Here is a 25,844-nt window from a genome sequence, read left to right as displayed (position 1 = left end):
CGGACGGTCCTCCCGGTCACTTCACTTCCGGCGGCGTGGTGAAGGTGTGGTACGGCGCCGGCGACGGAATGCTCCACTCCAGGCCCTCGGCACCGTCCCACGGCTTGGCCGGCGCTGCCGGGCCGCCACGGATGCACTTGATGACGATGAACAGGAACAGCAACTGCGTGGTGCCGAACATGAAGCCACCGATCGATGAGACCATGTTGAAGTCGGCGAACTGCAGGTTGTAGTCGGGAATCCGCCGCGGCATACCGGCAAGGCCCACGAAGTGCATCGGGAAGAAGGTCAGGTTCATGCCGACGAACGACAGCCAGAAATGCAGCTTGCCCAGGGTTTCGTCGTACATGTGGCCGGTCCACTTCGGCAGCCAGTAGTAGGCCGAGGCGAAGATGCCGAAGATCGCCCCCGGCACCAGCACGTAGTGGAAGTGCGCCACCACGAAGTAGGTGTCCTGATACTGGAAATCCGCCGGCGCGATCGCCAGCATCAGCCCGGAGAAGCCGCCGATGGAGAACAGGATGACGAACGCCACGGCGAACAGCATCGGCGTCTCGAAAGTCAGCGAACCCTGCCACATGGTGCTGACCCAGTTGAACACCTTCACCCCGGTCGGCACCGCGATCAGCATGGTCGCGTACATGAAGAACAGCTCGCCCACCAGCGGGATGCCGACCACGAACATGTGGTGCGCCCAGACGATGAACGACAGGAAGGCGATGCTCGCCGTGGCGTAGACCATCGAGGTGTAGCCGAACAGCGGCTTGCGCGAGAAGGTCGGGATGATCGCGCTGACGGCGCCGAAGGCCGGCAGGATCATGATGTACACCTCGGGATGGCCGAAGAACCAGAACACGTGCTGGAACAGCACCGGGTCACCGCCGCCGGCGGCACTGAAGAAACTGGTGCCGAAGTGGATGTCCATCAGCATCATGGTCACGCAGCCGGCCAGCACCGGCATCACCGCGATCAGCAGGAAGGCGGTGATCAGCCAGGTCCAGACGAACAGCGGCATCTTCATCAACGTCATGCCCGGGGCCCGCAGGTTGAGGATGGTCGAGACCACGTTGATCGCGCCCATGATCGAACTGATGCCCATCAGGTGGATGGCGAAGATGAAGTAGGTGACGCTTTCCGGCGCGTAGGTGGTCGACAGCGGCGCATAGAAGGTCCAGCCGAAGTTCGGTCCGCCACCGGCGGTGAACAGGGTCGAGACCAGCAGGCCGAACGCCGCCGGCAGCAGCCAGAAGCTGAAGTTGTTCATCCGCGGCAGGGCCATGTCCGGCGCACCGATCATCAGCGGGATCATCCAGTTGGCGAGGCCGACGAAGGCCGGCATCACCGCGCCGAAGACCATCACCAGGCCATGCATGGTGGTCATCTGGTTGAAGAACGCCGGCTGCACGATCTGCAGGCCGGGCTGGAACAGCTCGGCGCGGATCACCATGGCGAACGAGCCGCCGATCAGGAACATGGCGAAGCTGAACCACAGGTACAGCGTGCCGATATCCTTGTGGTTGGTGGTCAGCACCCAGCGCATCAGGCCCTTGGCGGGACCGTGGGCGTGGTCACCGGCGTGACCATGGTCATCGATCACAGCACTCATGTCCTGTCTCCTGCAGAGGTTTGAACCGGACGGCCCGGGAACACGACGGGCCCGGTCATTTGCTTTCTGCCTGTTTCAGCGCCAGCACGTCTTTCGGCGTGACCATGTCGCCCTTGTTGTTGCCCCAGGCGTTGCGCTCGTAGGTGACGACCGCGGCGATATCGACTTCCGAAAGCTGCTTGCCGAAAGCCGCCATCGCGGTACCCGGCTTGCCGTGGAAGACCAGGCTCAGGTGGGCCTCCTTGGGCCCGGTGGCGATTTTCGAGCCCTTGAGCGCCGGGAACATCGGCGGCAGGCCCTGGCCTTCGGCCTGGTGACAGGCGACGCAGGTGGTGTGGTAGATCTTGTCGCCACGGGCCACCAGCTCGTCGAGGGTCCATTCCTTGCTGGTCAGCTCCTTGAGCTTGGCCGCCTCGGCCTTGCGCTCGGTCAGCCAGGCGTCGTAGTCGGCAGGGGATTTCACGTCGACGACGATGGGCATGAAACCGTGGTCCTTGCCGCACAGCTCGGCGCACTGGCCACGGTAGATGCCGGGCTTGTCGACCTTGGTCCAGGCCTCGTTGACGAAACCGGGGATGGCGTCGCGCTTGACCGCGAAGGCCGGCACCCACCAGGAGTGGATCACGTCGGCGGCGGTCACCAGGAAACGCACCTTCACCCCCGCCGGCAGCACCAGCGGCTGGTCGACCTCGAGCAGGTAGTGCTCGCCCTTGGCGGCCTGGTTGTGGATCTGGTCCTGGGGCGTGGCCAGGTTGCTGAAGAACTCGACGTCCTGGCCCAGGTACTTGTAGTGCCACTTCCACTGGTAACCGGTGATCTGGATGTCCACGTCCGATTCGCTGGTGTCGTACATCCTGATCAGCGTGGCGGTGGCCGGAATCGCCATGGCCACCAGGATCAGCAGCGGCACGACGGTCCAGAGGATCTCCACCGTGGTGCTTTCGTGGAAGCGGGCGGCCACCTGGCCGGTGGAGCGGCGGTGAATGATCATCGACCAGAACATCGCCCCGAAGACGATGACACCGATCACCACGCAGATCCAGAAGATGGTCATGTGCAGGTCGAAGACCGCGTGACTGACCTCGGTCGCCCCCTGCGTCATATTCGTGGTCCAGGCGGCTTGCGCCTGGCTGAATAACGACCACAACAGCAGGCCCATCCAGACCCGTGGATGTCGCATCATTGCGCGTTCCCCTTATCGTTCTTGTTATCCCGTCGGCTTTCACCTGGGGCAAAGGGGAATGGTCGGACTACGCACGCGGACCATTCGGTCTTGCCGAAACACAAAGCCGGACGTCATCAGCTAACTCCATACAAAACCGAGTATAGACAGCGACCGGGACCACGCAATGCAATACAAAAAATGAACCTGTCAGTTTCCTGAAAGCCACGAATGGCGTGGGCTGTAGCGAAATGATGGCAATTCAATATAACGCACGCATATAACCATGAAATAATTATTACAAATACGTCTTAACAGCTTTTATAACCCAGCTACCTTATGGTCTCCCTTTTTCCCTTTGTATTACCGACTGGAGCATTCATGAACACCGCCGCATTGCGCGAGCAAATACAACGTGCACATCAACACGAAGCCGAAACCGGCCAATTGACGCGACAACTGGAAGTTCAACTGCCGCACCTGCACCCTGCCATTCAATTACCGGAGATCGATGCCACGGGAGTCATGACCCGTTTTGTAACCGCCTACATCGAGCTGGTCCCCGACCTGCTGGATGCCGCCAATTCGGTCGCCCGCGAAGCGGGTATCGAATCGCAGATCAAACCTGTGCTGAAAATTGCCGAGCAGTTCTTCCTGCAACCGCCCAGCATTCTCGAAGGCCATGTCGGCCTCGACGGCCTGCTGGACGAAGCCTATCTGGCACATCGCCTGGTGGAGGAGGTCAACGATCTGTACATCGTGCATTTCGGCCAGTCGCTGATCCCGCTGAACACCACCGTGGCCAACCTGATCGCCCACCAGTTGATCGGCGAAGCGTTCGCCAACCAACTGGATGAAGCGGTGCATCACGCGGTCGATGAAATGCTCGACGAGGAGAGTTTCGCCCTCGAATCGGTGGAAGCCTATCGCGACCGCCTCAACAGCCCGGACACGGAAGCGGCGTGGAAACGCTGGCCTTGCCTGTCCCGCCAACTGGGTGTGGAGCTGGAACTGGAACAGCCCGCCGCCTGACCTTGCCGCTGCGCACCTAGACCGTCGACCCCACACCGGTCGTGGTGCGCAGGCGACCCTCCAGACGCCGTTTCAACCCACGGGATTCGATCACCAGCCGCGAGCCCTTGGCCGCGTTGGCGCGCCCCCATTCCTCGAGCAGTTCCAGGCAGGAATGGTCGATGTAGGTCAGGTTGCTCAGTGGCACATGCAGCGTGGTTCCCGGCGGCACCTTCGACAGCACCTGAGTCAGTACCGGCACCTTGAGAAAGGTCGCCGCCCCGGTCAGGCGCAGTTCCTGCTCGCCTTCACTCGGCAGGTCCACCAGGCTGACCTTCAGCCGCGAGGCCTTCCAGGCCAGCTTCGCCAGGGTCAGGCCGAAACCGATCAGCACGCCGGTCAGCAGGTCGGTGAAGACGATCGCCAATGCCGTCGCGGCATAGGTGAACATCGGCATCCGCCCGTAGCGGCCCAGGCTGCGGAAGACCTTGAGGTCGACCAGCTTCAACCCGGTGAACACCAGCACGCCGGCCAGGCTCGCCACCGGAATGCTCTGCAGCACGCTCGCCAGCAACAGCACGAAGGCCAGCAGCCAAAGGCCATGGAGCATGGTCGACAGGCGGGTGCGGGCGCCAGCCTGGACATTGGCCGAACTGCGCACGATCACCCCGGTCATCGGCAATGCCCCAAGCAGGCCGCAGAGCATGTTGCCGACCCCTTGCGCCGACAGCTCGCGGTCGAAGTCGGAGCGCTGGCCGTCATGCATGCGGTCGACCGCCGCCGCCGAGAGCAGGGTTTCGGCACTGGCGATGAAGGCCACGGCAAAGGCCGCGACCAGGATCGCCGGGTCGGCCAGGTTGAGCAGGTCGGCCGGACGCAGCCAGTCGATGGCCTCGGCCAGGTTCTCCGGCACCTCCACGCGGCGTACCGGCAACGCCAGCACCAGGCTCACCAGTGTCGCCAGGCCCACGCCCAGCAGGGCGCCCGGCACGAAGCGCAGGCGCTGTGGCTTGAACTTCTCCCAGAGCCACATCACCAGGATCGTCAGCAGGCCCAGCAAGCCGGCCTGCCAGCCGATGCCGGCACCGACCAGCGGCAGGGCCTTGCCCAGGGCCTGGGGAAAGCCCAGCAGGTTGTCCAGGCCCGAAGGCAAGGGCGATGCGTCGAACATCACATGGATCTGCGACAGCACGATCAGCACGCCAATACCGGCGAGCATCCCGTACACCACGGCCGGAGCGGTAACCCGGAACCAGCAGCCCAGGCGCAGGCGCCCGGCGAGCAGTTGCAGCAGGCCGGCCAGCAGCAGGATCGGCCCGAGCATGGCGAGGCCATGCTGGCGCACCAGCTCGAACACCAGCACCGCCAGGCCCGCGGCCGGACCGCTGACCTGCAGCGGCGAACCCGCCAGCCAGCCGACCACCAGGCCACCGACGATACCGGTGATCAGACCCTTGGCCGGCGGCACGCCGGACGCAATGGCGATTCCCATGCACAGCGGCAGGGCGACCAGGAACACCACCACGGAAGCCAGCAGCTCCCGGGGTAAAACAGCTTTCAGTTGCGCAGCACGCATGACGAATCTCCTGAGGATTTCTTCAGGCATGGCAAAGCCAGACCGCTCTGTGGCAGTCATGGCAGAACCTTATCGATTGAGAAGAGCTTTAGGCAGAAGTGACCTGTCCCGGCAATACCGCTCCCTTCTGACGACGTCGACGGCCGTCAAAAGGGCGAATACCGCCGAGCCCGGCTCTAGAAGCGTGCCTTGGGCGTCGCGCAGGGGATGGGGTGGGTGCCATCCAGAGGCAGGAAATCGCCCCGGTCCGCGTCGTAGGCTTTGATTTCGCTGGTTTCGATGTTGTACACCCAGCCATGAATGAACAGATGCCCGCTGGCGATGCGCGAGGCCACCGAAGGGTGGGTACGCAGGTGCTGCAGTTGGGCGATCACGTTCTCTTCGGTCACCACGTGCATGCTTTCACGTTCGTCGGCGCAATTGCAGTTGTCGTGGACCATGGTCCGCGCGACTTCGGCATGCTGCAGCCAGGCCTTTACCGTGGGCATCTTTTCCAGGGTATGGGGGTTCAGCACCGCGCGCATGGCGCCGCAGTCGGAATGACCGCAGATGATGATGTGCTGCACGCCAAGGGCGAGTACGGCGTACTCGATGGCGGTGGATACACCACCGTTCATCTGGCCGTAAGGCGGGACGACGTTGCCGACGTTGCGGGTGACGAACAGGTCGCCGGGGCCGGTCTGGGTGATGAGTTCGGGAACGATGCGCGAGTCGGCGCAAGTGATGAACATGGCCCGGGGAGCCTGGGCCGTGGCGAGTTTCTTGAAAAGTTCTTCCTGCTGCGGAAAGACTTCATGGTGAAAACGCAGAAAACCATCGACGATATGTTGCAGTGCTGCATCGGCGCTTTCGGTCTCGGGGAGCACTGAAGCCGACGCAGCCAACGGCTGTTTATCCTTGTCACTCATGATTCATCCTCTTTACGGGCGGATTTAAGGGGATTTTCCTGATTTGGCTTGCTCAGGGCCAGCGTTCTTCGGGTCAGCGCGCCCGATTCCTTGAACACTACCTGCAAAAACACAGGCCTGGTCACCATAACCCTGGAAACTTAACTCAAACTGAATCAGAGGCTCTAGGACGGGTGTTCCACATCACTCCCGAGGGACAGTCCCGACGCCGGCCATCACGAAGAAGCATTATATGGCATACCTCATCCAAAGCTTACGTCAGAGCAGTGACATCTGCGCTCCCGGCGGGCAGAAAAGACTGCAATCGAGGTTGAAACCGTCCCGGCGGTCCAGACCCAGGCGCTTGAGGGCCTTGGCGAAGCGCTGGGCGAGCAGGTCGGCGAACGGTCCCTCGCCACGCATCCGCGCACCGAAGCGGCTGTCGTACAGCTCGCCGCCGCGGCTCTGGCGGATCAGGCTGAGGACATGGGCCGCCCGCTGCGGGTAATGCGCGGCCAGCCATTCCTCGAACAGCGGCGCCACCTCCAGCGGCAGCCGCAACATCATGTAGGCGGCGCTCCGGGCACCGGCGGCATGGGCCTCGCCGAGCAGGCTTTCGAGTTCGCTGTCGTTGATCATCGGAATCATCGGCGAGCACAGCACGCCCACCGGAATGCCTGCCTCGCGCATCACCCGGATTGCCCGCAGGCGCGCCCTGGGTGCCGCGGCGCGGGGTTCGAGGATGCGCTTGAGTTCGTCGTCCAGGGTGGTCAGGCTGATCATCACCGCCACCAGCCGCTGCCGGGCCAGCTCCGCCAGCAGGTCGAGGTCGCGCAGGATCAGCGCGCCCTTGGTCACGATCGTCACCGGATGCCGGTAACGCAGCAGCACTTCGAGGGTCTGCCGGGTCAGCCGGTGCTCGCGCTCGATCGGCTGGTAGGGGTCGGTATTGGAACCCAGGTTGATCGGCGCGCAGCGGTAGCCCGGTTTCGACAACTGTTGTTCGAGCACCGCCGGCGCGTTGCTCTTGGCGATCAGCCGGGTCTCGAAATCCAGGCCCGGCGACATGTCCCAGTAGGCGTGGCTGGGCCGCGCGTAGCAGTAGATGCAGCCGTGCTCGCAACCGCGATAGGGGTTGATGGAGCGGTCGAAGGGCAGGTCCGGCGAGGTATTGCGGGTGATGATGGTCTTCGCCGTCTCGATGCGCACCTCGGTGCCCTGGGTTGGCGGCACCTCCTGGTACCAGCCGTCGTCCTCGACCACCGAGCGGCTCGGCGCGAAGCGGTTGTGCGGGTTGCTCGCGGTGCCACGACCGCGTGGCGGGAGAGGAGTGGACATTGGCGAAGCCCTTGACTGTATTTATATACAGTAATCGAGCAGACGGGATCTGACCAGCACTCGCCGCCCTGCGGGCTTCACCGACGAATCTTTGACATGAGCCTCACAGGCTTTTGATCCCTCGGGGGGCATGCTGCGTGCCAGTCTCCCCTCTCTCCCGGGTCAACCTGTCATGTCCATCACTCGTGCCCTCGCGATCCTGTGCATCACCCTGAGCAGCCTGTTCATGCTGGCCCAGGCCCAAGCCGACAGCACCTTCGCCCGCCCGCCCCAGTGGGCCCAGCCGGTCGGCGACAAATACAACCTGAACCAGATGAGCCCGACGCTCTACCGCAGCGCCCTGCCGGACGCCGACGCCCTGCCGCTGCTGGAACAGCTGAAGATCGGTACGGTGATCAACTTCCTGCCGGAGTCGGACGCCAGCTGGCTGGCGACCCCCAACGTCAAGAAAGTGCAACTGCCCTACCGCACCAACCATGTCGACGACGCCGACGTGCTGGCCGCCCTGCGGGCGATCAGGGACGCCGAAGGCCACGGCCCGGTGCTGATGCATTGCAAGCACGGCTCCGATCGCACCGGCTTGATGGCGGCCATGTACCGGGTGGTCGTCCAGGGCTGGAGCAAGGAGGACGCCCTGGCCGAAATGACTCAGGGTGGCTTTGGCGAAAGTTCCCACCATAAGGACGGCATTCGCTACATGATGAAGGCCGATATCGACAAACTTCGCACGGCCCTGGCCAATGGCGATTGCAGCACCAGCCCATTCGCCACCTGCAATGTGCAGAACTGGTTCAAGTCAGCTTCGGCCAACGCCCACTGAGGGCGATGCCGGGCCGGCACTGACCCGTGGCGCCTTCAACGCCGAACCGAACATCATCGCCGCCCACGCCGGGACCGAGCGCGGCCGGGCCGGGCCTGCAGGGTCGCTTTCGGTGTCCTGACCAGCGGCCTCGCCGTTCTGCACCTTGACCAGTTGCTCCATCAGGTCGATGAACTGCGGGTCGCTCGAGTCGCGCATGACGGCTTTCGCCGGTCGCCCGAGAAAGGCCGCGACGGATTCCGTCAACGAACGGATGGGCGCCGGAACAAACAGTTCCTCGCGCAGGCGACGGCCCTCCACAGCATCGAACAGCCCCTTTTCCACGAAACGCGCAAAGACCTCCGTAGCCAGTTCCAGTCCCCACAGATAGGTGAAATAGCGGGCCTCATAGCCCGTGACCAGGTGGGTGAAGGAGTAGATGAAACGGTCGGGCATCGGCTTGGGCCAATGGGCGAGGTTCTCCTGGGTCAGCGCGTGGATATTCGCGGTATCGACCGGCTGCAGCAGGTGCAGGAAAAAGTCCATGCCCGAATACATCAGTTGCATACTGTCATTCAGCCAGGTCTGGCTTTCCAGGAAGATCCGCAGGCGACGGGCCTGCTCGGTGGACAGGCTGGCCCCGGTCTGGTGGTGACGGCTCATGTCGACCAGGAAATCGACGTTGTAGCTCCAGCGTTCCATCAATCTGGAAAAAAACTCCCGCACATCCATCCCCGAATGCTCGCTGCACGACAACTGCCAGGTTTCCGACGTGTCGAGCAGTTGATACAGGCAATGCCCGAACTCGTAGAACAGGGTCCGCACCTGCCCGTGTTTCAGCAGCACGGGCGCACCTGCGCCATTGCCGGGCAGGGCACAGGACAACACCGCCACCGGCAGCTTCACTTCGCGCCCCTCGACCGACAGCAGGCGATGGGCAAGGGAAAACGTGGAGCCGGACTTGAACAGTTTCTGCTCGCGGGAAAACAGATCGAGAAACAGATAACCGAGGGTCTGCCCGGCTTCGCGGACCTCGAAGGCGCGCACGCTGGCGTGCCAGGTATCGAGCTGCGGGCGCTCGACGAACTCGATGCCGAACAGGCGCCTGGGCAAGTCGAACATCTTTTCCAGCACCCGTTCGAGTTCGAAATGGCGACGGAACTCGTCCTCATCCAGTGCCCCTTTGTGCAGGCGCCTCTTCTGCCCGTAGTACAGATAGTCCCAGGGTTGCAGGGGGGCGGGTGCCAATGAGGTCAGTTCTTCGCGCTCGGTGATCCAGGCGGGGGCCTTGCTCGCGATCTGCTGGTGGAGGAACCAGAGCACATGGGCCGGCTTGCGCACCGAAAGACGTTGCAGGGCCAGTTCGGCGAAACTGCCAAAGCCCAGCATCCGCGCCTGTTCCAGGCGCAGCCGCAGCAACTGTTCGAGCACCCTGCTGTTGTCGAAAGTCTTGCAGTCCGCCAGGCCCTGGTCGGAGGCCAGGGTGCCGCGTCGCTGGAACACCTGCTGGCGCAAGGCCGATGCCTGGGCGTCGGTCATGATCGTGCGGACCAGCTCCGGATCGCTCATGTCGATCTTCCAGCCCAGCAGTTGCTTGTCCTGATAGAGGGCCATGGCCGCCTTGTCGTGGCTGGACAGCCCGTCCAGCAGCGCCTCGTCCGCCACGTCGATCTGCCAGCTGGAACAGTCGGTGGCCGCGGCCACATTGCTGAGAAAGCGCAGGCGCAGTTCATCGGTCGTCTCGCCCAGTTCCCTGAACCGCTGGCGCTGCTCGGCGGGCAGCGCCATGCCATCCAGACGGAAGCGCCGCAGGACCCTGTCGAGCAGGACCCGGCGCGGCCGACTGAACTGGCGGGCCAGCGGGCTGGCGGCCAGCTTCTGGTAGAGGGCGTACAGCTGCTCGTTGCCCCAGAGCAGTTGGTCGAACTGCACCTCGATGCGAAAACAGCGCACGAACGCCTTGTTCCACTTCGCCCCGGAACGCGCGCGGGACAGGGCCAGGAGGGTGCCGACACACCAGGCCATGCGCGCGCCGAGCGCGTCGAGCGGCACGACGAAATCATCCCAGGTGGGCAGCTCGCGCTGACTGACGAGGATCGCCTCGATGGTGCTGCGGGCCTCGTTGCGCACCTGCAGCATCGCCGGTACCAGGTGATGGGCGCGTATGGACGAGTAAGGCGGCAGTTCGCCACAGTGATGCAGCAGCGGGTTGTAGGTACCCATGGTCACTCCTTGAGAGACGCGGCCCCGGAACGGGACCACTCAAGGAGCGAGCCTAGGTGGCGCAAGCCTGGCGCTGGACCTACATAGATAGGCCCGGCGCCCGCGATTACTCGCTCGGCTTTTTCAGCTTGGGATTGGGGAAGAACTGCACGGTTTGCACGGTCTTGTCGGCGACTTTCGCCGCCGGCGTATTGACCCGCGTGCTCAACTCCCTGGGCACCGACAGCCCCTGTTCGTTGAGCGTGTCGGCATAACCGCACGCCACGCATTCACGGTGCGGAACGTCATCCTCGCTCCACATCATCAGCTTGTCCTGCTCGCTGCACGCCGGGCAGACCGCCCCGGCGATGAAGCGTTTCCTGGTCTTGGTCACGACTACCTCACTCATGCCGCCGCGTCCTCGCTCAGGCCGCTGTGGCGCAACAATGCGTCAATCGAAGGTTCACGGCCACGGAAATCGACGAACAGCACCATCGGTGCCTGGGAGCCACCGCGGGCAAGGATCGCTTCGCGGAACGCGCGACCGGTCCGGGCATTGAGCACGCCTTCTTCCTCGAACCGCGAGAAGGCATCCGCCGACAGCACCTCGGCCCACTTGTAACTGTAGTAGCCGGCCGCGTAGCCACCGGCGAAGATGTGCGCGAAGCTGTTGGGGAAGCGGTTGTAGGCCGGTGGACGCATCACCGAGACCTCGTTGCGCACCGCCTCCAGCACCTGGGCCACGCTGCGGCCGTCGCCGTGGGTGGCATGCAGTTCGAAGTCGAACAGCGAGAACTCCAGCTGGCGCACCATCATCAGGCCGGACTGGAAGTTCTTCGCCGCGAGCATTTTTTCCAGCAGGTCCTGGGGCAGTGGCTCGCCCGTCTCGTAGTGGCCGGAGATCAGCGCCAGGCCTTCCGGCTCCCAGCACCAGTTCTCCATGAACTGGCTCGGCAGTTCCACCGCGTCCCAGGCCACGCCGTTGATACCGGATACCCCGGCATGCTCGACGCGGGTCAGCAGGTGGTGCAGGCCGTGGCCGAATTCGTGGAACAGGGTGGTCACTTCGTCGTGGGTCAGCAGCGCCGGCTTGCCGCTGTCGGCCGGGGCGAAGTTGCACACCAGGTTGGCCACCGGGCTCTGCAGCACGCCATCGGCGGTGCGGCGACGGTCACGGGCACCGTCCATCCAGGCGCCGCCCCGCTTGTTCGCGCGGGCATACAGGTCGAAGAAGAAGCGTCCGACGTGCTGGCCGTTCTCCCTGATTTCGAACAGGCGGACATCCGGGTGCCAGGTATCGAAACCGGTCTGCTCGGCGATCTCGATGCCGTAGAGCTTCTGCACGATGGCGAACAGGCCGCCGAGCACCTTGTCGATCGGGAAGTAGGCACGCAGGGCTTCCTGGGACACGCTGTAGCGCTGCTCACGAAGCTTCTCGCCGTAGAAGCCGCTGTCCCAGCTCTGCAGTTCGGCACAGCCCTGCTCGGCAGCGTAGGCCTTGAGCTGTTGCAGGTCCTGGGCGGCGAACGGCTTGCTGCGCTTGGCCAGGTCGCGCAGGAAGGTCAGCACCTGGTCGCTGGAATCGGCCATCTTGGTCGCCAGGCTCAGTTCGGCGAAGCTGGCAAAGCCCAGCAGCTTGGCCAGTTCCTGGCGCAGGTCGAGAATTTCAGCCATCACCGGGCCGTTGTCGAACTGGCCGGCGTTGGGGCCCTGGTCGGAGGCGCGGGTGCAGTAGGCGGCGTAGACCTCTTCGCGCAGGGCGCGGTCTTCGGCGTAGGTCATCACCGCGTAGTAGCTGGGGAATTCCAGGGTGATCAGCCAGCCTTCCAGGCCCTTGGCCTGGGCCGCGGCGGCCATCTGCGCCTTGGCCGAAGCACTCAGCCCGGCGAGGGCGGCCTCGTCGGTGATGTGCTTGGTCCAGGCCTGGGTAGCGTCGAGCAACTGGTTGGAGAAGCGGCTGCCCAGCTCCGACAGCTTGCTCTGCACCTCGGCATAACGCTTCTGCTCGGCCTCGGGCAGGTCGATACCCGACAGGCGGAAGTCACGCAGCGAATGTTCGAGAATGGTTTTCTGCGCCACGTCGAAGCCGGCGGCCTCGGGGCTGTTGGCCAGGGCTTCGAAGGCCTGGAACAGCTCGCGGTTCTGGCCCAGCTCGGTGGAGTAGGCACTGAGCGCCGGCAGGCAGGCCTCGTAGGCTTCGCGCAGTTCCTGGCTGTTGCACACCGCGTTGAGGTGGCTGACCGGGCTCCAGGCGGCGCCCAGGCGGTCGTTGAGTTCGTCCATGGCCAGCACCAGGCCGGCCCAGCTCGGATTTTTCCCCTGGCTTTGCAGGATACCTTCGATGGCCTTGCGGTTGTCGGCGAGGATCTGCTCGATGGCCGGTTGCACGTGCTCGGCACGGATCGCCGAGAAGGGCGGCAGGTCGTAGGGCTGCAGAAGAGGGTTGTTCGCGCTCACGGTGGACACCTTGGCTGAAAAAACATGTAGGAACAAAGATGGGGCCATCTTAATTACAATCAATGCCCACCGCAGCTATCAGCAACAGAGAGAGTGCCTATCGTGACCCTTCGCACCTACCAGAACCACACGCCGTCCCTGGGTTCCAGGGCTTTTGTCGACCACTCGGCGGTGGTGATCGGCGATGTCGAGATCGGCGACGACAGTTCGATCTGGCCATTGACCGTGATCCGTGGCGACATGCACCGCATCCGCATTGGCGCCCGCACCAGCGTGCAGGACGGTTGCGTGTTGCACATCACCCACGCCGGGCCTTTCAACCCCGACGGCTTCCCGCTGCTGATCGGCGATGATGTGACCATCGCCCACAAGGTCATGCTGCACGGCTGCAGCATCGGCAGCCGGATCCTGATCGGCATGGGCAGTATCGTCATGGATGGCGCGGTGATCGAGGACGAGGTGATCGTCGGCGCCGGCAGCCTGGTGCCACCGGGCAAGCAACTGGCCAGCGGCTTTCTCTACGTCGGCAGCCCGGTGAAGCAGGTGCGGCCGCTGACGGAGAAGGAGAAGGCCTTTTTCACCTACAGCGCCGCGAACTACGTGAAGCTCAAGGATCAGCACATCGCCGAAGGCTACGACCGCGCCGAGTGAGCGTTTTCTGTACGGATTGGGACATTTCATGCACTACCAGACAATTCTGTTCGACCTCGACGGCACCCTGACCGACCCACGCGAGGGCATCACCCGCTCGATCCAGTTCGCCCTCGCCAAGCTGGGTATCGACGAGCCGGACCTGGGCAAGCTGGAACACTTCATCGGCCCGCCGCTGCTGCAGGCGTTCATGCAGTTCTACGGCTTCGACGAGGCCAAGGCCTGGGAGGCGGTGAATTTCTACCGCGAGCGCTTCAAAGTCACCGGCCTCTATGAAAACCGTGTGTTCGACGGTGTCGTGCCGCTGCTGGAAACCCTCGGCGGGCAAGGGCGCACACTGTATATCGCCACCTCCAAGCCCTGGGTGTTCGCCCGCGAGATCGCCCGGCATTTCGACTTCGCCCGACACTTCAAGGTGATCTACGGCAGCGAGCTGGATGGCACGCGGACCGACAAGGTCGAGCTGATCGCCCACCTGGTCGCCGAGGAGGGCCTGGAACCTGGCGATACGCTGATGATCGGCGACCGCAAGCACGACCTGATCGGCGCGCGCCGCAACGGCCTGGCCGCGGCGGCGGTGGGTTACGGGTTCGGCAGCTTCGAGGAACTGAGTGCCGAGCAGCCGGCGTATCACTTCCAGACACTGGACGAGTTGCATCGGGCGTTTGTGTAGGGCCCGAGAGCGAGCCGCGCCGTTCGCGGGCAAGCCACGCGCCGATAGGGTTGTGCCACACGCTGGCCTCTCTGTAGGAGCGCGGCTTGCCCGCGAAGAGGCCGGTCAGCCCGGCATCAATTTCTGTAACGCCGCCTTTCTCGCCTCGGGCGGCATGGCCCCCAGCCTTTCCACCTCGGTGAAAAACGCCGGCCAATCGCCGTCGACCTGCCTGAACAGCGCCGCAAACGCCGGCACCCACTGGTCATACAGCCCGAACGGCAACAGCTTGGCGTTGTTCAGCGGCGTATTGATCCAGCCATCGTAGCGCTTGTCGCCGGCCCACTGCGTCGCCTGCAGCCGCCGGTATTCCTGGCGCAGGCGCTCGAACTCGGCGGCCTTGCGCGCGCGCATCCGCTCGGCCGGCAACGGCAGCGCGTAGAGCGCCTGCAGGCGCTTGCGGGTCTCCAGCACCAGGGCAATGAACTGGTCCTTCTGCTGCGTCTCGTTGCCCAGGGTCGCCGGCAACCCGCGCGCCGCCCGCCATTGCCGGGTACCTTCCTGCTCGACGAAATTGGCGTAGGACTCGTTGAACTCGGTGTCGTCCTTCACATAGAAGCGCTGGTGCGCCAGCTCATGGAAGATCAGCGTCGCCAGGCGCTCGTCGCCCCAGTTCATCATCGAGCTGAGGATCGGGTCATCGAACCAGCCCAGGGTCGAGTAGGCCTCGACCCCACCGATGTACACATCCAGGCCCTGCTGGCGCTGCAACGCGGCTTCGCCCCGGGCCGCGCCCTGGCTGTAGTAGCCGCGATAGGCGACACAGCCGGCGATAGGGAAACAGTGGCTCTGCGGCGTCAGGGAAAATTCCGGGGTGGCGAAGACATTCCACACCACGTAGGGCCGCCTGATATCGGCATACAGCCGATAGCTGCGGTTGTCCGGCAGATGCAGGTGCTGGCTGGCGAAGGCCCGCGCCTCTTGGGAACGGATCAGGTGCTCGCGCAGCGCCTGGGGACGGCTGGGATCGGCGATCACCTGCGCCACCGGTTCACGGGCGCGCAGCAGGCTCAGTTGGCCGCTGGCCAGCTGGCTGTAGTAGTCCAGGCTGCTGCAACCGCCCGCGAGCAGCAGCAGGCCTGCCAGACCGAGGCGTAGAAGGGGAGCGAATGGCCGGTGCGGCATGCGGATCATCCAGTCGGGGTTTGCGCCAAGACTATCGCGCGGAACGAAACATGTTCCATGAAGATTGGCCACATTCAGGCAAAAGCGTCCAGCCAAGACCACTGATCACAGGTATGCTGAACCCCTGTCATCAAGCGAAATCCATCATGCGCAAGCTGCTGACCTTCCTTGCCCTCGCCAGCCTCGGCGGCTGTGCCGGACCGCTGCCGGCGGTCGACCCGAACATGGCCTGGATCGACCTGGGGACCCGCACCGGCACCCTGGTCATGGCCGAAACCCTGGACAGGAAGCGCCTCGACGACGGGCGCTTCTTCCAGGTGACACCCGGGCCCCATGAGCTGACCGTGCGCTTCGACTACGACGTGTACATTGGCGGCATGGCGATGAACACCGACCCGCTGCAACGAATCTGCTACATCAGCGTGTCCTACCCGAACTTCGAGGCAGGACGGCGTTATCACCTGGAAGGGGTTGCCCTGGGGTTCCAGGCCAATGCCCGGCTGTATGACGACAAGGGCGTGCAGATCGCCTCGGATGAACGGGTGATCTGCATGCCCTAGGCTGTGTACGAAATTGTTTGAAACGCAGGTTAGGCAAGGCAAAAACCGGCGAGGAACGCCCGGGGTCGCGCCCGACTTGACTGGTTGTCAATGAGCATTCCGAGCCGGTTTTTAACGCCGCATAACCAAGTTTCAAGCGATTTCGTACATAGCCTAGGGGCCTCAGGTATCGTTCTTCTGGTAGATGATCGCCTTGGTGCCGTTTTCGCAGGTACCGACCACCATCGCCACGTCATGCTTCTCGGCTTCCTCCCGGGAGACGATCTCCAGGGTGTAGGAAGGTACGGCGTTGGCCTGGATCTTCACTTCGATCTCGTTCTTCAACTCCTGGCAGTCCTTCGGAGCCGCCAGGGTCTGCGCCGCCAGCGCGCAACAGAAAATACCCAAGGCAATACGTTTCATGATCAGACTCCTTCTGGCGGCAACGCGTCGCAAGGGCGTACGCAATCAGTTGCCGCATACCGATTCGACCACAAACGGGAGAATCAAGTTCTGACTCGCCTCACAACCTGTGATAACGGAGCCACACGTGGGCGCCGGTTCCCTCCACATAAAGCACAACCCTGTGGGGACCAACTTCTTGGGGGCAGTCCGGAGATCGCCAAAAGCCTCGCGGAGGAATCCGGCTGCCACAGGTCATGTTCCGCGAAGTCAGCCCAGCAGGGTCGCATCCAGGCTGATCTTCGCGTTCAGCACCTTGGACACCGGGCAACCCTCCTTGGCCTTCTGGCTCAGCTCATCGAACTGCTGCTGGCTGGCACCCGGGATCTTCGCCTTGAGAATCAGGTGCACCGCGGTAATGGCAAAACCGCCATCCACCTGGTCCAGCGTCACCTCGGCGTGGGTGTCGATGCTGTCGGCCTTGAGCCCGGCCTCGCCGAGAATCATCGAGAAGGCCATGGAAAAGCACCCGGCATGGGCCGCGCCGATCAGTTCCTCGGGGTTGGTGCCCCGGCCACCCTCAAAGCGTGCCTTGAAGCCATAGGGTGCCTCGCGCAAGACACCGGTTTCGGTGGAAATGGAGCCGATACCGGTTTTCAGGTCGCCTTCCCAGTGAGCCGAGGCTTTCTTCGTGATACTCATGGACTGTCTCCTCAAAAGCGACGCGGGGGTTCGCGCCAGACCAAAATTTTGAGAATAGTCGGCCTCTCAAAGTTCATCTTGTAGGAGTCGTCTTTGATTTCTGCAGGCTAAAAACTCAGACTGCTCTTGAAACTCGGGTATATGCCCATATTGCCCAGAACACCGACAGGTCCTTCGCCGCGTATCGCAAGCCTGTCCCTCAAACAGGAGTAACAGGCTTATGAAGCGCTTGTCCGACGTGAAGTTTTCCACCCTCGACCTGGTACCGGTGCGCCAGGACGGCAGCCCGGCGCAGTCGCTGCGCAACTCGCTGGACCTGGCCCGGCATGTGGAAAAGTGGGGCTTCAACCGGTTCTGGGTCGCCGAGCACCACAACATGGACGGCATCGCCAGCTCGGCCACCTCGGTGCTGCTGGCCTATCTCGCCGGCGGCACCTCGAGCATTCGCGTCGGCTCCGGCGGGGTGATGCTGCCCAACCATGCGCCGCTGGTGATCGCCGAACAGTTCGGCACCCTGGAAAGCCTCTACCCCGGGCGGATCGACCTGGGCCTGGGCCGGGCACCCGGTTCCGACCAGATGACCGCCCACGCCCTGCGCCGCGAGCGCTCGGGCAGTGCCGACGACTTTCCCGAAGACGTCGCCGAGCTGATGAAGTACCTCGGCCCGCGCACCCCCGACCAGCGCGTGATCGCCGTCCCCGGTACCGGCACCCAGGTGCCGGTCTGGCTGCTCGGTTCGAGCCTGTTCAGCGCGCAACTGGCCGGCGAGCGCGGCCTGCCCTACGCCTTCGCCTCGCATTTCGCCCCGCGCTACATGCATGAGGCGATCCGCGTCTATCGCAACCACTTCAAGCCTTCGCAGGTGCTCGACAAGCCCTACGTGATGCTCGGCGTGCCGCTGGTGGCGGCCGACAGCGACGAGCAGGCCGACTACCTGGCAACCTCGGTCTACCAGCGCATCCTCGCGCTGATGCGCGGCCAGAGCCTGGTGCAGCGGCCGCCGGTACAGAGCATGGACGGCCTGTGGCTGCCCCATGAGAAAGAGGCCGTGGCCAGCTTCCTCGGCCTGGCGATGGTCGGCAGCCCGCAGAAGATCCGCGCCAAGCTGGAGGTGCTGATCGAGCACACCCAGGCCGACGAACTGATCTTCACCTGTGACCTGTACGAACACGCCGATCGCCTGCACTCCTACGAGCTGCTGTCGCAGGTGATGAAGGGCTGAAACCCGATCGACGCCCATGAAAAAGCCGGCGCATTGCGCCGGCCCTGATGCTGCGAACGCTTACTTGCGCTTGTAGGTAATGACCTTGGTACCGGCTTCGCAGGTGGCCACCACCTTGCCGTCGGCGCCTTTCTCGCCGGTGGCGCGATCCAGGATCTGCAGCGAATAGCCATGCACGCCCTTGGACTCCAGCTTGTCCTTGATCTCCCTTTCCAGCTCGTCACATGGCTTGCCTGCCGCAAGGGTCGTTCCCGCGACACTCAACAAACCCAGCGCCAAAATCAGCTTCTTCATCGGTCACATTCCCTGGTCGTATCAAAAAAAGTGCGTCGGCTTTTGGGCGACGCACAGGAGGCTCGATTGGAGCCTTCTGTATAGCAAGCTATATGGCAGTCGGCCAGTGGACTAGTTCACAAGTGCCAGCATTTACTCAACTGTTGGCGATCTTGAAGCCGACCTTGAGGGTCACCTGGAAGTGTGCCGCCTTGTTGTCGCGGATATGCCCGCGGGTATCGACCACCTCGAACCACTCCAGGTGCTTGAGACTCTTGCCGGCTTCGGCCAGGGCGTTGTTGATCGCTTCCTCGATGCTGTTGGGCGACGAACCGACCAGTTCGATCTTCTTGTAGGTGTGATGATCACTCATGCTGCTCTCCTTGGGCTTGCGGGCTGTCAGGGACAGCCTAGCAGTGATTTTCCAGAGGGCCCGGATGGGGTCGGCACAGCGGATTGCAGATTTTCTGCACTTTCGCCAACCGGTGCAGTCGGACTTCACAGACGCCATCCATCACTGAGAGGAGAGCCGATATGGCCAGTTCATCGTTGCGTAAAGCTGCACTGCAAAGCATGGAAGCGGAGATCGAGAGCCTGCTCAAGTCCCTGGAAAGCCTGAAGGACGACGCCTCGGACGAATCGCGCAAGACCCTCAAGGCCCTCAGGAGCAACGCCGAAAGCGCCCTGCGCCATTCGCGGCACCTGCTCAGCGACGCCTACGAGGAGGTCAAGGTGAAGACCCGCGAGACCGGGATCGCCACCCGTGACTACGCCCAGGAGCATCCATGGACCACGGCGGGCGTGGCAGTCGGTGCGTTGGGTCTGCTGGCGGCCTACCTGCTGTGCAAGCGCGGGGATTGAGGCCGGTCAGGCACCTTTTTCCAACTCGGCCTTGAGCCACTGCGCCAACTGCAGGGCGCGGCCATCCACGGCCCGCCCCGGCAACCACAAGGCCAGTCGCCCGGGGGTTTCGTTGAAGCCCCACGGCGCGACCAGCCGACCAGCGCGCAAGTCATCGGCCACCAGCGCCTGCGGCGCGATCGCCACCCCGAGCCCGGCCACCGCCGCTTCCAGCAGGTAATACAGGTGCTCGAAGCCCTGTCCGTACTTCAACCCGGACGCCTCGATACCATTACTCCTTGCCCAGCTCGGCCAGGCCTGCGGGCGCGAACTGGTATACAGCAGCGGCTCGCCCACCAGTGCGCGGGCCGGCGCCTGGCGCAGGGCCGCATAATGGGAAAAATGCGGGCTCATCACCGGCCCGATGCGCTCGCAGGCCAGCTCATGCACCTGCATGTCCGCCGGCCACGGTGGCTCGGCGAACAGCAGCAGGGCATCCAGCCCCGGCTTGCGGGGGTCCAGGTCGCCCTCGCCGGCGGACAGGTGCAGGCGCAGGTCCGGCAAATCGGCATTCAGCCGCCCGAGCCGCGGGATAAACCAGCGCGCCAGCAGGCTGCCGGAGCAACCGAGGACGAACGGTGCATCGCTCGAATCGCGGGTCAGTTCGGCGCAGACCGAACGCAGCCGCTCGAACGCCTCGGCGCTGGCATCGCGCAGGCGGATGCCGGCATCTGTGAGTTTCAGGCCGCGCCCATCCTTGACGAACAGGCTCAGCCCCAGGTGTTCCTCCAGCACCTTCAGTTGCCGGCTGACCGCACCGTGGGTCACGTGCAGCTGTTCGGCAGCCTGGCTGACGCTGTTCAGGCGGGCCGTGGCTTCGAAGGCGCGCAGGGCATTGAGCGGGGGCAGGTCGCGGCTCATGATATCTGTGAGTTTTCCTGACAGGTTACGGCGATCTTATCGGTTTTCATCCACGCCTGTCATGGTTAGAGTGAAGCCATCGATCATTCCATCACCCACCTGGAGCCTCCCATGACCCAGTCCACCCTGCGCAACGGCCCCGATGCCCATGGCCTGTTCGGCGCATTCGGCGGCCGCTACGTGGCTGAAACCCTGATGCCGCTGATCCTCGACCTGAACCGCGAATACGAGGCGGCCAAGGCCGACCCGGCGTTCATCGAGGAACTGGCCTACTTCCAGCGCGACTACGTCGGCCGTCCCAGCCCGCTGTACTTCGCCGAACGCCTGACCGAACATTGCGGCGGCGCGAAGATCTACCTCAAGCGCGAAGAGCTGAACCACACCGGCGCGCACAAGATCAACAACTGCATCGGCCAGATCCTGCTGGCACGGCGCATGGGCAAGAAACGCATCATCGCCGAGACCGGCGCCGGCATGCACGGCGTGGCCACCGCCACCGTGGCTGCGCGCTTCGGCCTGCAATGCGTGATCTACATGGGCACCACCGACATCGAGCGCCAGCAGGCCAACGTGTTCCGCATGAAGCTGCTGGGCGCCGAGGTGATCCCGGTGGTCGCCGGCACCGGCACCCTCAAGGACGCCATGAACGAAGCGTTGCGCGACTGGGTGACCAACGTCGACAGCACCTTCTACCTGATCGGCACCGTCGCCGGCCCGCACCCGTATCCGGCCATGGTCCGTGACTTCCAGGCCGTCATCGGCAAGGAAACCCGCGAGCAGTTGCAGGCCCAGGAAGGGCGCCTGCCCGACAGCCTGGTGGCGTGCATCGGCGGCGGTTCCAACGCCATGGGCCTGTTCCACCCGTTCCTCGATGACACCAGCGTCGAGATCATCGGCGTCGAGGCGGCCGGCCACGGCATCGAGACCGGCAAGCACGCCGCCAGCCTGAACGGCGGCGTACCGGGCGTGCTGCATGGCAACCGGACCTTCCTGCTGCAGGACGACGACGGCCAGATCATCGACGCCCACTCGATTTCCGCCGGTCTGGACTACCCCGGCATCGGCCCGGAACACGCCTGGTTGCACGACATCGGCCGCGTCCAGTACACCTCCATCACCGATGACGAAGCCCTGGCCGCGTTCCACCAGTGCTGCCGCCTCGAAGGCATCATTCCGGCCCTGGAGAGCTCCCACGCCCTGGCCGAAGTCTTCAAGCGCGCGCCGAACCTGCCCAAGGATCACCTGATGGTGGTCAACCTGTCCGGTCGCGGTGACAAGGACATGCAAACCGTCATGCATCACATGCAACAGTCCCAGCAGGAGAAACACTGATGAGCCGCCTGCAAGCCCGCTTTGCCGAGCTGAAACAACAGAACCGCGCCGCCCTGGTGACCTTCGTCACCGCCGGCGACCCGGGCTACGACACCTCCCTGGCGATCCTCAAGGGGCTGCCCAAGGCCGGTGCCGACGTGATCGAGCTGGGCATGCCCTTCACCGATCCGATGGCCGACGGCCCGGCGATCCAGTTGGCGAACATCCGCGCCCTGGCTGCCAAGCAGAACCTGGCGAAAACCCTGCAGATGGTTCGCGAGTTCCGCGCCGAGAACAACGACACCCCGTTGGTACTGATGGGTTACTTCAACCCGATCCACTACTACGGCGTGGCACGCTTCATCGAAGAGGCCAAGGCCGCCGGTGTCGACGGCCTGATCGTGGTCGACCTGCCGCCGGAGCATAACGGCGAACTGTGCGACCCGGCCCAGGCCGCCGGCCTGGACTTCATCCGCCTGACCACCCCGACCACCGACGACGGCCGCCTGCCGACCGTCCTCAATGGCAGTTCCGGCTTCGTCTACTACGTCTCGGTAGCCGGCGTGACCGGTGCCGGCTCGGCCACCCTGGAACACGTCGAGGAGGCGGTCAGCCGCCTGCGCCGCCACACCGACCTGCCGATCAGCATCGGCTTCGGCATCCGTACCCCGGAACAGGCCGCCGCCATCGCCCGCCTAGCGGACGGTGTGGTGGTCGGTTCGGCCCTGATCGACCAGATCGCCAAGGCCGAAACCGGCGAACAGGCCGTCGATGGCGTGCTGAGCCTGTGCGCGGCGCTGGCGGAAGGGGTGCGTGGCGCGCGCCACTGATTCGCCGAATAGTCGCTACATCAAAGGGCTTCAGTGCTACAGCGCTGAGGCCCTTTTTCATGGGCGTAAAAGTCCTTTCCCTACCAAGTATTCAGAGACGCTAACCGATTCACCGGCGATGGGCGTTTATTGGCAGAATTCCCTTCTACAAGCGCCAACCATTGAACGCTCGTACCGCCTTTTAAACGGTGGATCGCGCCAGTCCTAACGTGCTGGATCGTCTCGACTTCAAGAATGGGCCATCATGACACGTCCCCTTGCCTCCCTTTCAAGTTCATCAACTATTCCTCCCGGCATGTTGCAAAGCGAGCAGTCGGGGAAAAACTATAAAGCCAACCAGCAATTGCAAGATGGCAAGAACGTTCCCGCTCAAGCAGGGCCCAACGCACAGATAAATTTTCTCAACAAGCAACGCGCGGAGATGCTAGAACTCAAGGCTAAGGCTGCTTTATTACAGGTAAAAAACCAACCCAAGAAAGTTTTTTTGAGCTATTCAAAAAAAGACAGTCAATTTGTCGTCAGCGATAATCTGAATTTTAGAAAAAAACTGGCTATCAAGCTTGGGCTCAGCGACGGTGGATATTCAAGCGCCCCCTTCAACCCAAAATTTCACAACATTGCCAACCCTGGTCAAAGAGTCAAAATCGAGGATTTGATCGAACGTTTGGATAACAGTCAACAGCGCGTCACTTCAGAAATAAAACTTAACGAAACTCTCAACTCAGGGAATAAGTTGGACGATATTGGTGAACCTCCACCAGCACCCGGCAACCTGAAGTTTGTCAAACAAGAAGGCTCGCCCCCTGAAACATCACCGCCTGTCAAGCCACCACGCAACTTTGAATATAGCGCTCCCACCCAGGATATTCGAGCCGAACGGTCAACGACAGCTGCTGGCCTACCTAATGAAAGTTCCGATACCGAAGTCTCCACAGACAGAGAATTTGATGAGCTATATAACTCATACACAGCGCTTGCTCAAATGTCTGCTGACGCCAGAGACAAAGAATTTGACGAAATATTCGGATACGAACAAACAGCGCCTGGTAGCCAGGGCGCGTCATTATCATTAGCCAACCCTGGACACTCTGAAGCCGACAAGGGTGCCGTGCCAATCCGACCACCGCGAAAGAGAGATGCTCTGAACGATCAGAAAAAAAACCAGAGCCCCTCTGAAGATAGGTTAACAGGAATAAAGAAAGGTCACGTTAAAAACCTCATCTCTCGCTATGAGGAGCTGAACACGGACAATTCGGATAAATCGCCTGGCACAAGATAATTCATCGGACTTTTCCAAAGCGACAGAAAAGAGATCATTGCCAGCAGCAATCAGCCGCCCTGGTGACCTTCGTCACCGCCGGCGACCCGGGCTACGACACCTCCCTGGCGATCCTCAAGGGGCTGCCCAAGGCCGGTGCCGACGTGATCGAGTTGGGCATGCCCTTCACCGACCCAATGGCCGACGGCCGCCTGCCCACCGTCCTCAATGGCAGTTCCGGCTTCGTCTACTACGTCTCGGTAGCCGGCGTGACCGGTGCCGGCTCGGCCACCCTGGAACACGTCGAGGAGGCGGTCAGCCGCCTGCGCCGCCACACCGACCTGCCGATCAGCATCGGCTTCGGCATCCGTACCCCGGAACAGGCCGCCGCCATCGCCCGCCTGGCGGACGGTGTGGTGGTCGGTTCGGCCCTGATCGACCAGATCGCCAAGGCCGAAACCGGCGAACAGGCCGTCGATGGCGTGCTGAGCCTGTGCGCGGCGCTGGCGGAAGGGGTGCGTGGCGCGCGCCACTGATTCGCCGAATAGTCGCTACATCAAAGGGCTTCAGTGCTACAGCGCTGAGGCCCTTTTTCATGGGCGTCAAGATCCTTTCCCTACTCAATGTTCAGAGGGGCTAACCGATTCACCGGCGATGGGCGTTTATTGCAAGTACACCCTCCTTCAAGCGCTAACCATTCAACGCTCGTACCGCCGTTCTACAACGGCGGATCGCGCCAGTACGGACGGACTGGATCGTTTCGATTTCCAGAATGGGCCCTCATCATGCCTTTCATTCCCCCCAGCTTGAATGGTCTCCCGGCTTTTATAACTGGCCGGTTCCAGAATGACAGGTCGGAGCCGGACTCCAGAGCTCGCCAGAAGCTTCTGGGTACCACTAATCTCCCTACCAAGCCAGAAACAATCAGCAGGATAGATGCTCCCCAAACCACTAACGAAAGCATATCAAACGATACCCAAATCAAGCTCGCCATAGATGAACTAAGGGCTGCGCAGCAAGACGCTGAGCAGCGCAAGGGAGAACTATTGGGCCTGAAGGAAAAATTCAAAAGCGCGAACAACCCGCTAGATAAAGGCATCCTTCGCTACTCTGAAAAGAAAGGTCTTTATCTCAGCGCTAACTTCAGCTTCCGTGAAGCCCTCAACTTAAAGGATGCCGGATCCGAAAAATTCGAAAGAAACTTTAAAGGCCTTGGCCTGGATTTTGGAAAGGTCAACGATAAACAAGCGGTCTTTACTATAATCGATGATAAAGTGAAGGCTAGAGATGAATACATCAATTTTCTTGAGTCAAAAATACTAGACCATGAAAAAAATCTATCTACTAAACAGCCCTCGATGAACGGAGGTGATTCAGACTCGATCCAAAAGAGCCATGAGCCTCTCAGTGAATTGATTTCCGAGCGTTTGAAGAGCGACCAGCATGGTCCTTCCATGGATGTAGTTGAGCCGCATCCTACGAGCTCGCCTGAAATACCCGCCCTGTCGCCCAGGACGATCCGAGAAAATGGCAGCCCCATCCTGAAAGCGCGAGTCGACCATGATCATTTAGCGGCTATGCGCATGAGAAAAAACTCCTCATCGGAAATATTTGAAAAAATACTTAAATTACAGTGTGAGCAGCTAGAGGCAGAAAATATTGAACGTGATCTATCCTTCCTGAAAAAACAACTTGATACCAATTCATCCGAGCAAAAAACGGGCTATCTGCACTTCTCCGATGTGAAAGGCCTCTATCTTAGTGAAGATAAAACCCCACATGAAAAAGGAGGCGCCTCGAAACTAAAGTCTAAAATTCCAGGACTCGAACTTGGCATTGGGAAAACGGTAGAAAAAACAAAAGTCCACGCCAAAATCGATGAATTATTGGAAAAGCAAAATGATCATATCGTCTCCTTGGGCGATTCCATTGCAAGACATAGAACCGAACTGGCTTTCTGGAAATCAAAGGAAAAATTGGAGGCCAATGGCAGCAAAAACAATCCGACTCTATAAAGCAA

26 protein-coding genes are annotated in these 25,844 nt (G+C 62.2%); 12 read left to right on the top strand and 14 right to left on the bottom strand.

The genetic code is table 11. The features are described from left to right. Positions 1–16 precede the first annotated feature (16 nt). Positions 17–1,606, bottom strand: a complete 1,590-nt coding sequence (gene ctaD, locus ACMGT0_RS01295; RefSeq protein WP_186686870.1) for a cytochrome c oxidase subunit I — start codon at positions 1,604–1,606, stop codon at positions 17–19. Between the two features lie 55 nt (positions 1,607–1,661). After that, on the bottom strand, positions 1,662–2,789 hold the full coding sequence (gene coxB / locus ACMGT0_RS01290) for a cytochrome c oxidase subunit II (RefSeq protein WP_054057608.1): 1,128 nt from the start codon (positions 2,787–2,789) through the stop codon (positions 1,662–1,664). Positions 2,790–3,149: 360 nt separating this feature from the next. On the opposite strand from coxB, the gene ACMGT0_RS01285 reads away from it, so the two are divergent. Beyond that, on the top strand, positions 3,150–3,800 hold the full coding sequence (locus ACMGT0_RS01285; RefSeq protein WP_054057609.1) for a hypothetical protein: 651 nt from the start codon (positions 3,150–3,152) through the stop codon (positions 3,798–3,800). 16 nt (positions 3,801–3,816) lie between these two features. Here the strand turns inward: ACMGT0_RS01285 and ACMGT0_RS01280 are convergent, their stop codons facing one another. The 3 genes from ACMGT0_RS01280 to ACMGT0_RS01270 form a co-directional block, all read right to left on the bottom strand. Further along, positions 3,817–5,355 (bottom strand): SulP family inorganic anion transporter, encoded by a 1,539-nt coding sequence (locus tag ACMGT0_RS01280; RefSeq protein WP_054063392.1) that lies wholly within the window; start codon positions 5,353–5,355, stop codon positions 3,817–3,819. Positions 5,356–5,531: 176 nt separating this feature from the next. Continuing rightward, a complete protein-coding gene (locus ACMGT0_RS01275) occupies positions 5,532–6,263 on the bottom strand; it encodes a carbonic anhydrase (protein WP_416771183.1) in 732 nt (243 codons plus the stop codon). A gap of 258 nt (positions 6,264–6,521) precedes the next feature. Further along, positions 6,522–7,580, bottom strand: a complete 1,059-nt coding sequence (locus tag ACMGT0_RS01270) for a PA0069 family radical SAM protein (protein WP_054057611.1) — start codon at positions 7,578–7,580, stop codon at positions 6,522–6,524. 172 nt (positions 7,581–7,752) lie between these two features. On the opposite strand from ACMGT0_RS01270, the gene ACMGT0_RS01265 reads away from it, so the two are divergent. Next, entirely contained in the window at positions 7,753–8,400 is a 648-nt protein-coding gene (locus ACMGT0_RS01265; protein ID WP_416771181.1) for a dual specificity protein phosphatase family protein, read from the top strand. Here ACMGT0_RS01265 and ACMGT0_RS01260 read toward each other — a convergent pair. From ACMGT0_RS01260 to prlC, 3 genes are all read right to left on the bottom strand, one after another. Continuing rightward, positions 8,377–10,602, bottom strand: a complete 2,226-nt coding sequence (locus ACMGT0_RS01260) for a M3 family metallopeptidase (protein WP_416771179.1) — start codon at positions 10,600–10,602, stop codon at positions 8,377–8,379. The two genes, ACMGT0_RS01265 and ACMGT0_RS01260, sit on opposite strands and share 24 nt — an antisense overlap. Positions 10,603–10,708: 106 nt before the next feature. Beyond that, positions 10,709–10,990: a YheV family putative zinc ribbon protein gene (locus ACMGT0_RS01255; protein ID WP_054057613.1), complete on the bottom strand. Its 282-nt coding sequence runs from the start codon at positions 10,988–10,990 to the stop codon at positions 10,709–10,711. Then, positions 10,987–13,086 carry an oligopeptidase A gene (gene prlC / locus ACMGT0_RS01250; protein WP_416771177.1) on the bottom strand — a complete coding sequence of 700 codons (2,100 nt, stop codon included), beginning with the start codon at positions 13,084–13,086 and terminating at the stop codon, positions 10,987–10,989. The genes ACMGT0_RS01255 and prlC overlap by 4 nt, the downstream gene beginning before the upstream one ends. A gap of 54 nt (positions 13,087–13,140) precedes the next feature. On the opposite strand from prlC, the gene ACMGT0_RS01245 reads away from it, so the two are divergent. Both ACMGT0_RS01245 and ACMGT0_RS01240 read left to right on the top strand, forming a co-directional pair. After that, complete coding sequence (locus ACMGT0_RS01245; RefSeq protein WP_054063397.1) at positions 13,141–13,689, top strand: gamma carbonic anhydrase family protein; 549 nt, start codon at positions 13,141–13,143, stop codon at positions 13,687–13,689. A gap of 28 nt (positions 13,690–13,717) precedes the next feature. Continuing rightward, a complete protein-coding gene (locus ACMGT0_RS01240; protein WP_054057616.1) occupies positions 13,718–14,362 on the top strand; it encodes an HAD family hydrolase in 645 nt (214 codons plus the stop codon). A gap of 105 nt (positions 14,363–14,467) precedes the next feature. On the opposite strand, the gene ACMGT0_RS01235 is transcribed toward ACMGT0_RS01240, so the two are convergent. Then, on the bottom strand, positions 14,468–15,526 hold the full coding sequence (locus tag ACMGT0_RS01235; protein ID WP_054057617.1) for an aminopeptidase: 1,059 nt from the start codon (positions 15,524–15,526) through the stop codon (positions 14,468–14,470). A 146-nt stretch (positions 15,527–15,672) separates the two neighbouring features. Between ACMGT0_RS01235 and ACMGT0_RS01230 the strand changes: the two genes are divergently transcribed. Next, complete coding sequence (locus ACMGT0_RS01230; protein WP_054057623.1) at positions 15,673–16,086, top strand: hypothetical protein; 414 nt, start codon at positions 15,673–15,675, stop codon at positions 16,084–16,086. 162 nt (positions 16,087–16,248) lie between these two features. Here the strand turns inward: ACMGT0_RS01230 and ACMGT0_RS01225 are convergent, their stop codons facing one another. After that, positions 16,249–16,488, bottom strand: a complete 240-nt coding sequence (locus ACMGT0_RS01225; RefSeq protein WP_054057618.1) for a DUF1161 domain-containing protein — start codon at positions 16,486–16,488, stop codon at positions 16,249–16,251. 249 nt (positions 16,489–16,737) lie between these two features. Then, positions 16,738–17,169, bottom strand: a complete 432-nt coding sequence (locus ACMGT0_RS01220) for an OsmC family protein (protein WP_054057619.1) — start codon at positions 17,167–17,169, stop codon at positions 16,738–16,740. A 220-nt stretch (positions 17,170–17,389) separates the two neighbouring features. Here ACMGT0_RS01220 and ACMGT0_RS01215 point away from each other — a divergent pair, with 220 nt between their 5' ends. Next, positions 17,390–18,391 (top strand): LLM class flavin-dependent oxidoreductase, encoded by a 1,002-nt coding sequence (locus tag ACMGT0_RS01215; RefSeq protein ID WP_416771174.1) that lies wholly within the window; start codon positions 17,390–17,392, stop codon positions 18,389–18,391. A gap of 60 nt (positions 18,392–18,451) precedes the next feature. On the opposite strand, the gene ACMGT0_RS01210 is transcribed toward ACMGT0_RS01215, so the two are convergent. Next, positions 18,452–18,685, bottom strand: a complete 234-nt coding sequence (locus tag ACMGT0_RS01210) for a DUF1161 domain-containing protein (RefSeq protein WP_054057621.1) — start codon at positions 18,683–18,685, stop codon at positions 18,452–18,454. A gap of 136 nt (positions 18,686–18,821) precedes the next feature. Then, complete coding sequence (locus tag ACMGT0_RS01205; protein WP_017902537.1) at positions 18,822–19,037, bottom strand: dodecin; 216 nt, start codon at positions 19,035–19,037, stop codon at positions 18,822–18,824. Between the two features lie 161 nt (positions 19,038–19,198). Between ACMGT0_RS01205 and ACMGT0_RS01200 the strand changes: the two genes are divergently transcribed. After that, entirely contained in the window at positions 19,199–19,525 is a 327-nt protein-coding gene (locus ACMGT0_RS01200; RefSeq protein ID WP_017902536.1) for a DUF883 family protein, read from the top strand. A 6-nt stretch (positions 19,526–19,531) separates the two neighbouring features. On the opposite strand, the gene ACMGT0_RS01195 is transcribed toward ACMGT0_RS01200, so the two are convergent. Continuing rightward, entirely contained in the window at positions 19,532–20,425 is an 894-nt protein-coding gene (locus ACMGT0_RS01195) for a LysR family transcriptional regulator (protein WP_416771171.1), read from the bottom strand. Between the two features lie 111 nt (positions 20,426–20,536). Between ACMGT0_RS01195 and trpB the strand changes: the two genes are divergently transcribed. The 5 genes from trpB (at position 20,537) to ACMGT0_RS01170 (ending at position 25,839) form a co-directional block, all read left to right on the top strand. Further along, positions 20,537–21,757: a tryptophan synthase subunit beta gene (gene trpB / locus ACMGT0_RS01190; RefSeq protein WP_054061180.1), complete on the top strand. Its 1,221-nt coding sequence runs from the start codon at positions 20,537–20,539 to the stop codon at positions 21,755–21,757. Next, positions 21,757–22,566, top strand: a complete 810-nt coding sequence (gene trpA / locus ACMGT0_RS01185; RefSeq protein WP_416771169.1) for a tryptophan synthase subunit alpha — start codon at positions 21,757–21,759, stop codon at positions 22,564–22,566. Before trpB ends, trpA begins: the two co-directional genes overlap by 1 nt. Positions 22,567–22,810: 244 nt before the next feature. After that, on the top strand, positions 22,811–23,845 hold the full coding sequence (locus ACMGT0_RS01180; RefSeq protein ID WP_416771167.1) for a hypothetical protein: 1,035 nt from the start codon (positions 22,811–22,813) through the stop codon (positions 23,843–23,845). Continuing rightward, the gene (locus tag ACMGT0_RS01175; protein WP_416773592.1) at positions 23,845–24,360 is read left to right on the top strand and encodes a geranylgeranylglyceryl/heptaprenylglyceryl phosphate synthase; all 516 of its coding nucleotides are present in this window, start codon (positions 23,845–23,847) and stop codon (positions 24,358–24,360) included. The genes ACMGT0_RS01180 and ACMGT0_RS01175 overlap by 1 nt, the downstream gene beginning before the upstream one ends. A gap of 249 nt (positions 24,361–24,609) precedes the next feature. Further along, positions 24,610–25,839: a hypothetical protein gene (locus ACMGT0_RS01170; protein ID WP_416771165.1), complete on the top strand. Its 1,230-nt coding sequence runs from the start codon at positions 24,610–24,612 to the stop codon at positions 25,837–25,839. Positions 25,840–25,844: the final 5 nt, after the last annotated feature.

Origin of the sequence: Pseudomonas sp. RHF3.3-3 (assembly GCF_048069595.1) — a bacterium.
Classification (GTDB): domain Bacteria; phylum Pseudomonadota; class Gammaproteobacteria; order Pseudomonadales; family Pseudomonadaceae; genus Aquipseudomonas; species Aquipseudomonas fuscovaginae_B.
The sequence above is the reverse complement of the archived record's forward strand: the minus strand, read 5'-3'. Positions and strand labels throughout refer to the sequence as shown.

Excerpts from the sequence above, each read along its gene's own strand:
- ctaD (WP_186686870.1), bottom strand. The coding sequence starts at position 1,606 with ATGAGTGCTGTGATCGATGACCATGGTCACGCCGGTGACCACGCCCAC.
- ACMGT0_RS01260 (WP_416771179.1), bottom strand. The coding sequence starts at position 10,602 with ATGGGTACCTACAACCCGCTGCTGCATCACTGTGGCGAACTGCCGCCT.
- trpA (WP_416771169.1), top strand. The coding sequence starts at position 21,757 with ATGAGCCGCCTGCAAGCCCGCTTTGCCGAGCTGAAACAACAGAACCGC.
- ACMGT0_RS01195 (WP_416771171.1), bottom strand. The coding sequence starts at position 20,425 with ATGAGCCGCGACCTGCCCCCGCTCAATGCCCTGCGCGCCTTCGAAGCC.
- ACMGT0_RS01230 (WP_054057623.1), top strand. The coding sequence starts at position 15,673 with ATGCGCAAGCTGCTGACCTTCCTTGCCCTCGCCAGCCTCGGCGGCTGT.
- ACMGT0_RS01205 (WP_017902537.1), bottom strand. The coding sequence starts at position 19,037 with ATGAGTGATCATCACACCTACAAGAAGATCGAACTGGTCGGTTCGTCG.
- ACMGT0_RS01285 (WP_054057609.1), top strand. The coding sequence starts at position 3,150 with ATGAACACCGCCGCATTGCGCGAGCAAATACAACGTGCACATCAACAC.
- ACMGT0_RS01235 (WP_054057617.1), bottom strand. The coding sequence starts at position 15,526 with ATGCCGCACCGGCCATTCGCTCCCCTTCTACGCCTCGGTCTGGCAGGC.
- ACMGT0_RS01255 (WP_054057613.1), bottom strand. The coding sequence starts at position 10,990 with ATGAGTGAGGTAGTCGTGACCAAGACCAGGAAACGCTTCATCGCCGGG.
- ACMGT0_RS01240 (WP_054057616.1), top strand. The coding sequence starts at position 13,718 with ATGCACTACCAGACAATTCTGTTCGACCTCGACGGCACCCTGACCGAC.
- ACMGT0_RS01210 (WP_054057621.1), bottom strand. The coding sequence starts at position 18,685 with ATGAAGAAGCTGATTTTGGCGCTGGGTTTGTTGAGTGTCGCGGGAACG.
- coxB (WP_054057608.1), bottom strand. The coding sequence starts at position 2,789 with ATGATGCGACATCCACGGGTCTGGATGGGCCTGCTGTTGTGGTCGTTA.
- trpB (WP_054061180.1), top strand. The coding sequence starts at position 20,537 with ATGACCCAGTCCACCCTGCGCAACGGCCCCGATGCCCATGGCCTGTTC.
- ACMGT0_RS01180 (WP_416771167.1), top strand. The coding sequence starts at position 22,811 with ATGACACGTCCCCTTGCCTCCCTTTCAAGTTCATCAACTATTCCTCCC.
- ACMGT0_RS01270 (WP_054057611.1), bottom strand. The coding sequence starts at position 7,580 with ATGTCCACTCCTCTCCCGCCACGCGGTCGTGGCACCGCGAGCAACCCG.
- ACMGT0_RS01280 (WP_054063392.1), bottom strand. The coding sequence starts at position 5,355 with ATGCGTGCTGCGCAACTGAAAGCTGTTTTACCCCGGGAGCTGCTGGCT.
- ACMGT0_RS01170 (WP_416771165.1), top strand. The coding sequence starts at position 24,610 with ATGCCTTTCATTCCCCCCAGCTTGAATGGTCTCCCGGCTTTTATAACT.
- prlC (WP_416771177.1), bottom strand. The coding sequence starts at position 13,086 with ATGGCCCCATCTTTGTTCCTACATGTTTTTTCAGCCAAGGTGTCCACC.
- ACMGT0_RS01220 (WP_054057619.1), bottom strand. The coding sequence starts at position 17,169 with ATGAGTATCACGAAGAAAGCCTCGGCTCACTGGGAAGGCGACCTGAAA.
- ACMGT0_RS01265 (WP_416771181.1), top strand. The coding sequence starts at position 7,753 with ATGTCCATCACTCGTGCCCTCGCGATCCTGTGCATCACCCTGAGCAGC.
- ACMGT0_RS01275 (WP_416771183.1), bottom strand. The coding sequence starts at position 6,263 with ATGAGTGACAAGGATAAACAGCCGTTGGCTGCGTCGGCTTCAGTGCTC.
- ACMGT0_RS01215 (WP_416771174.1), top strand. The coding sequence starts at position 17,390 with ATGAAGCGCTTGTCCGACGTGAAGTTTTCCACCCTCGACCTGGTACCG.
- ACMGT0_RS01200 (WP_017902536.1), top strand. The coding sequence starts at position 19,199 with ATGGCCAGTTCATCGTTGCGTAAAGCTGCACTGCAAAGCATGGAAGCG.
- ACMGT0_RS01225 (WP_054057618.1), bottom strand. The coding sequence starts at position 16,488 with ATGAAACGTATTGCCTTGGGTATTTTCTGTTGCGCGCTGGCGGCGCAG.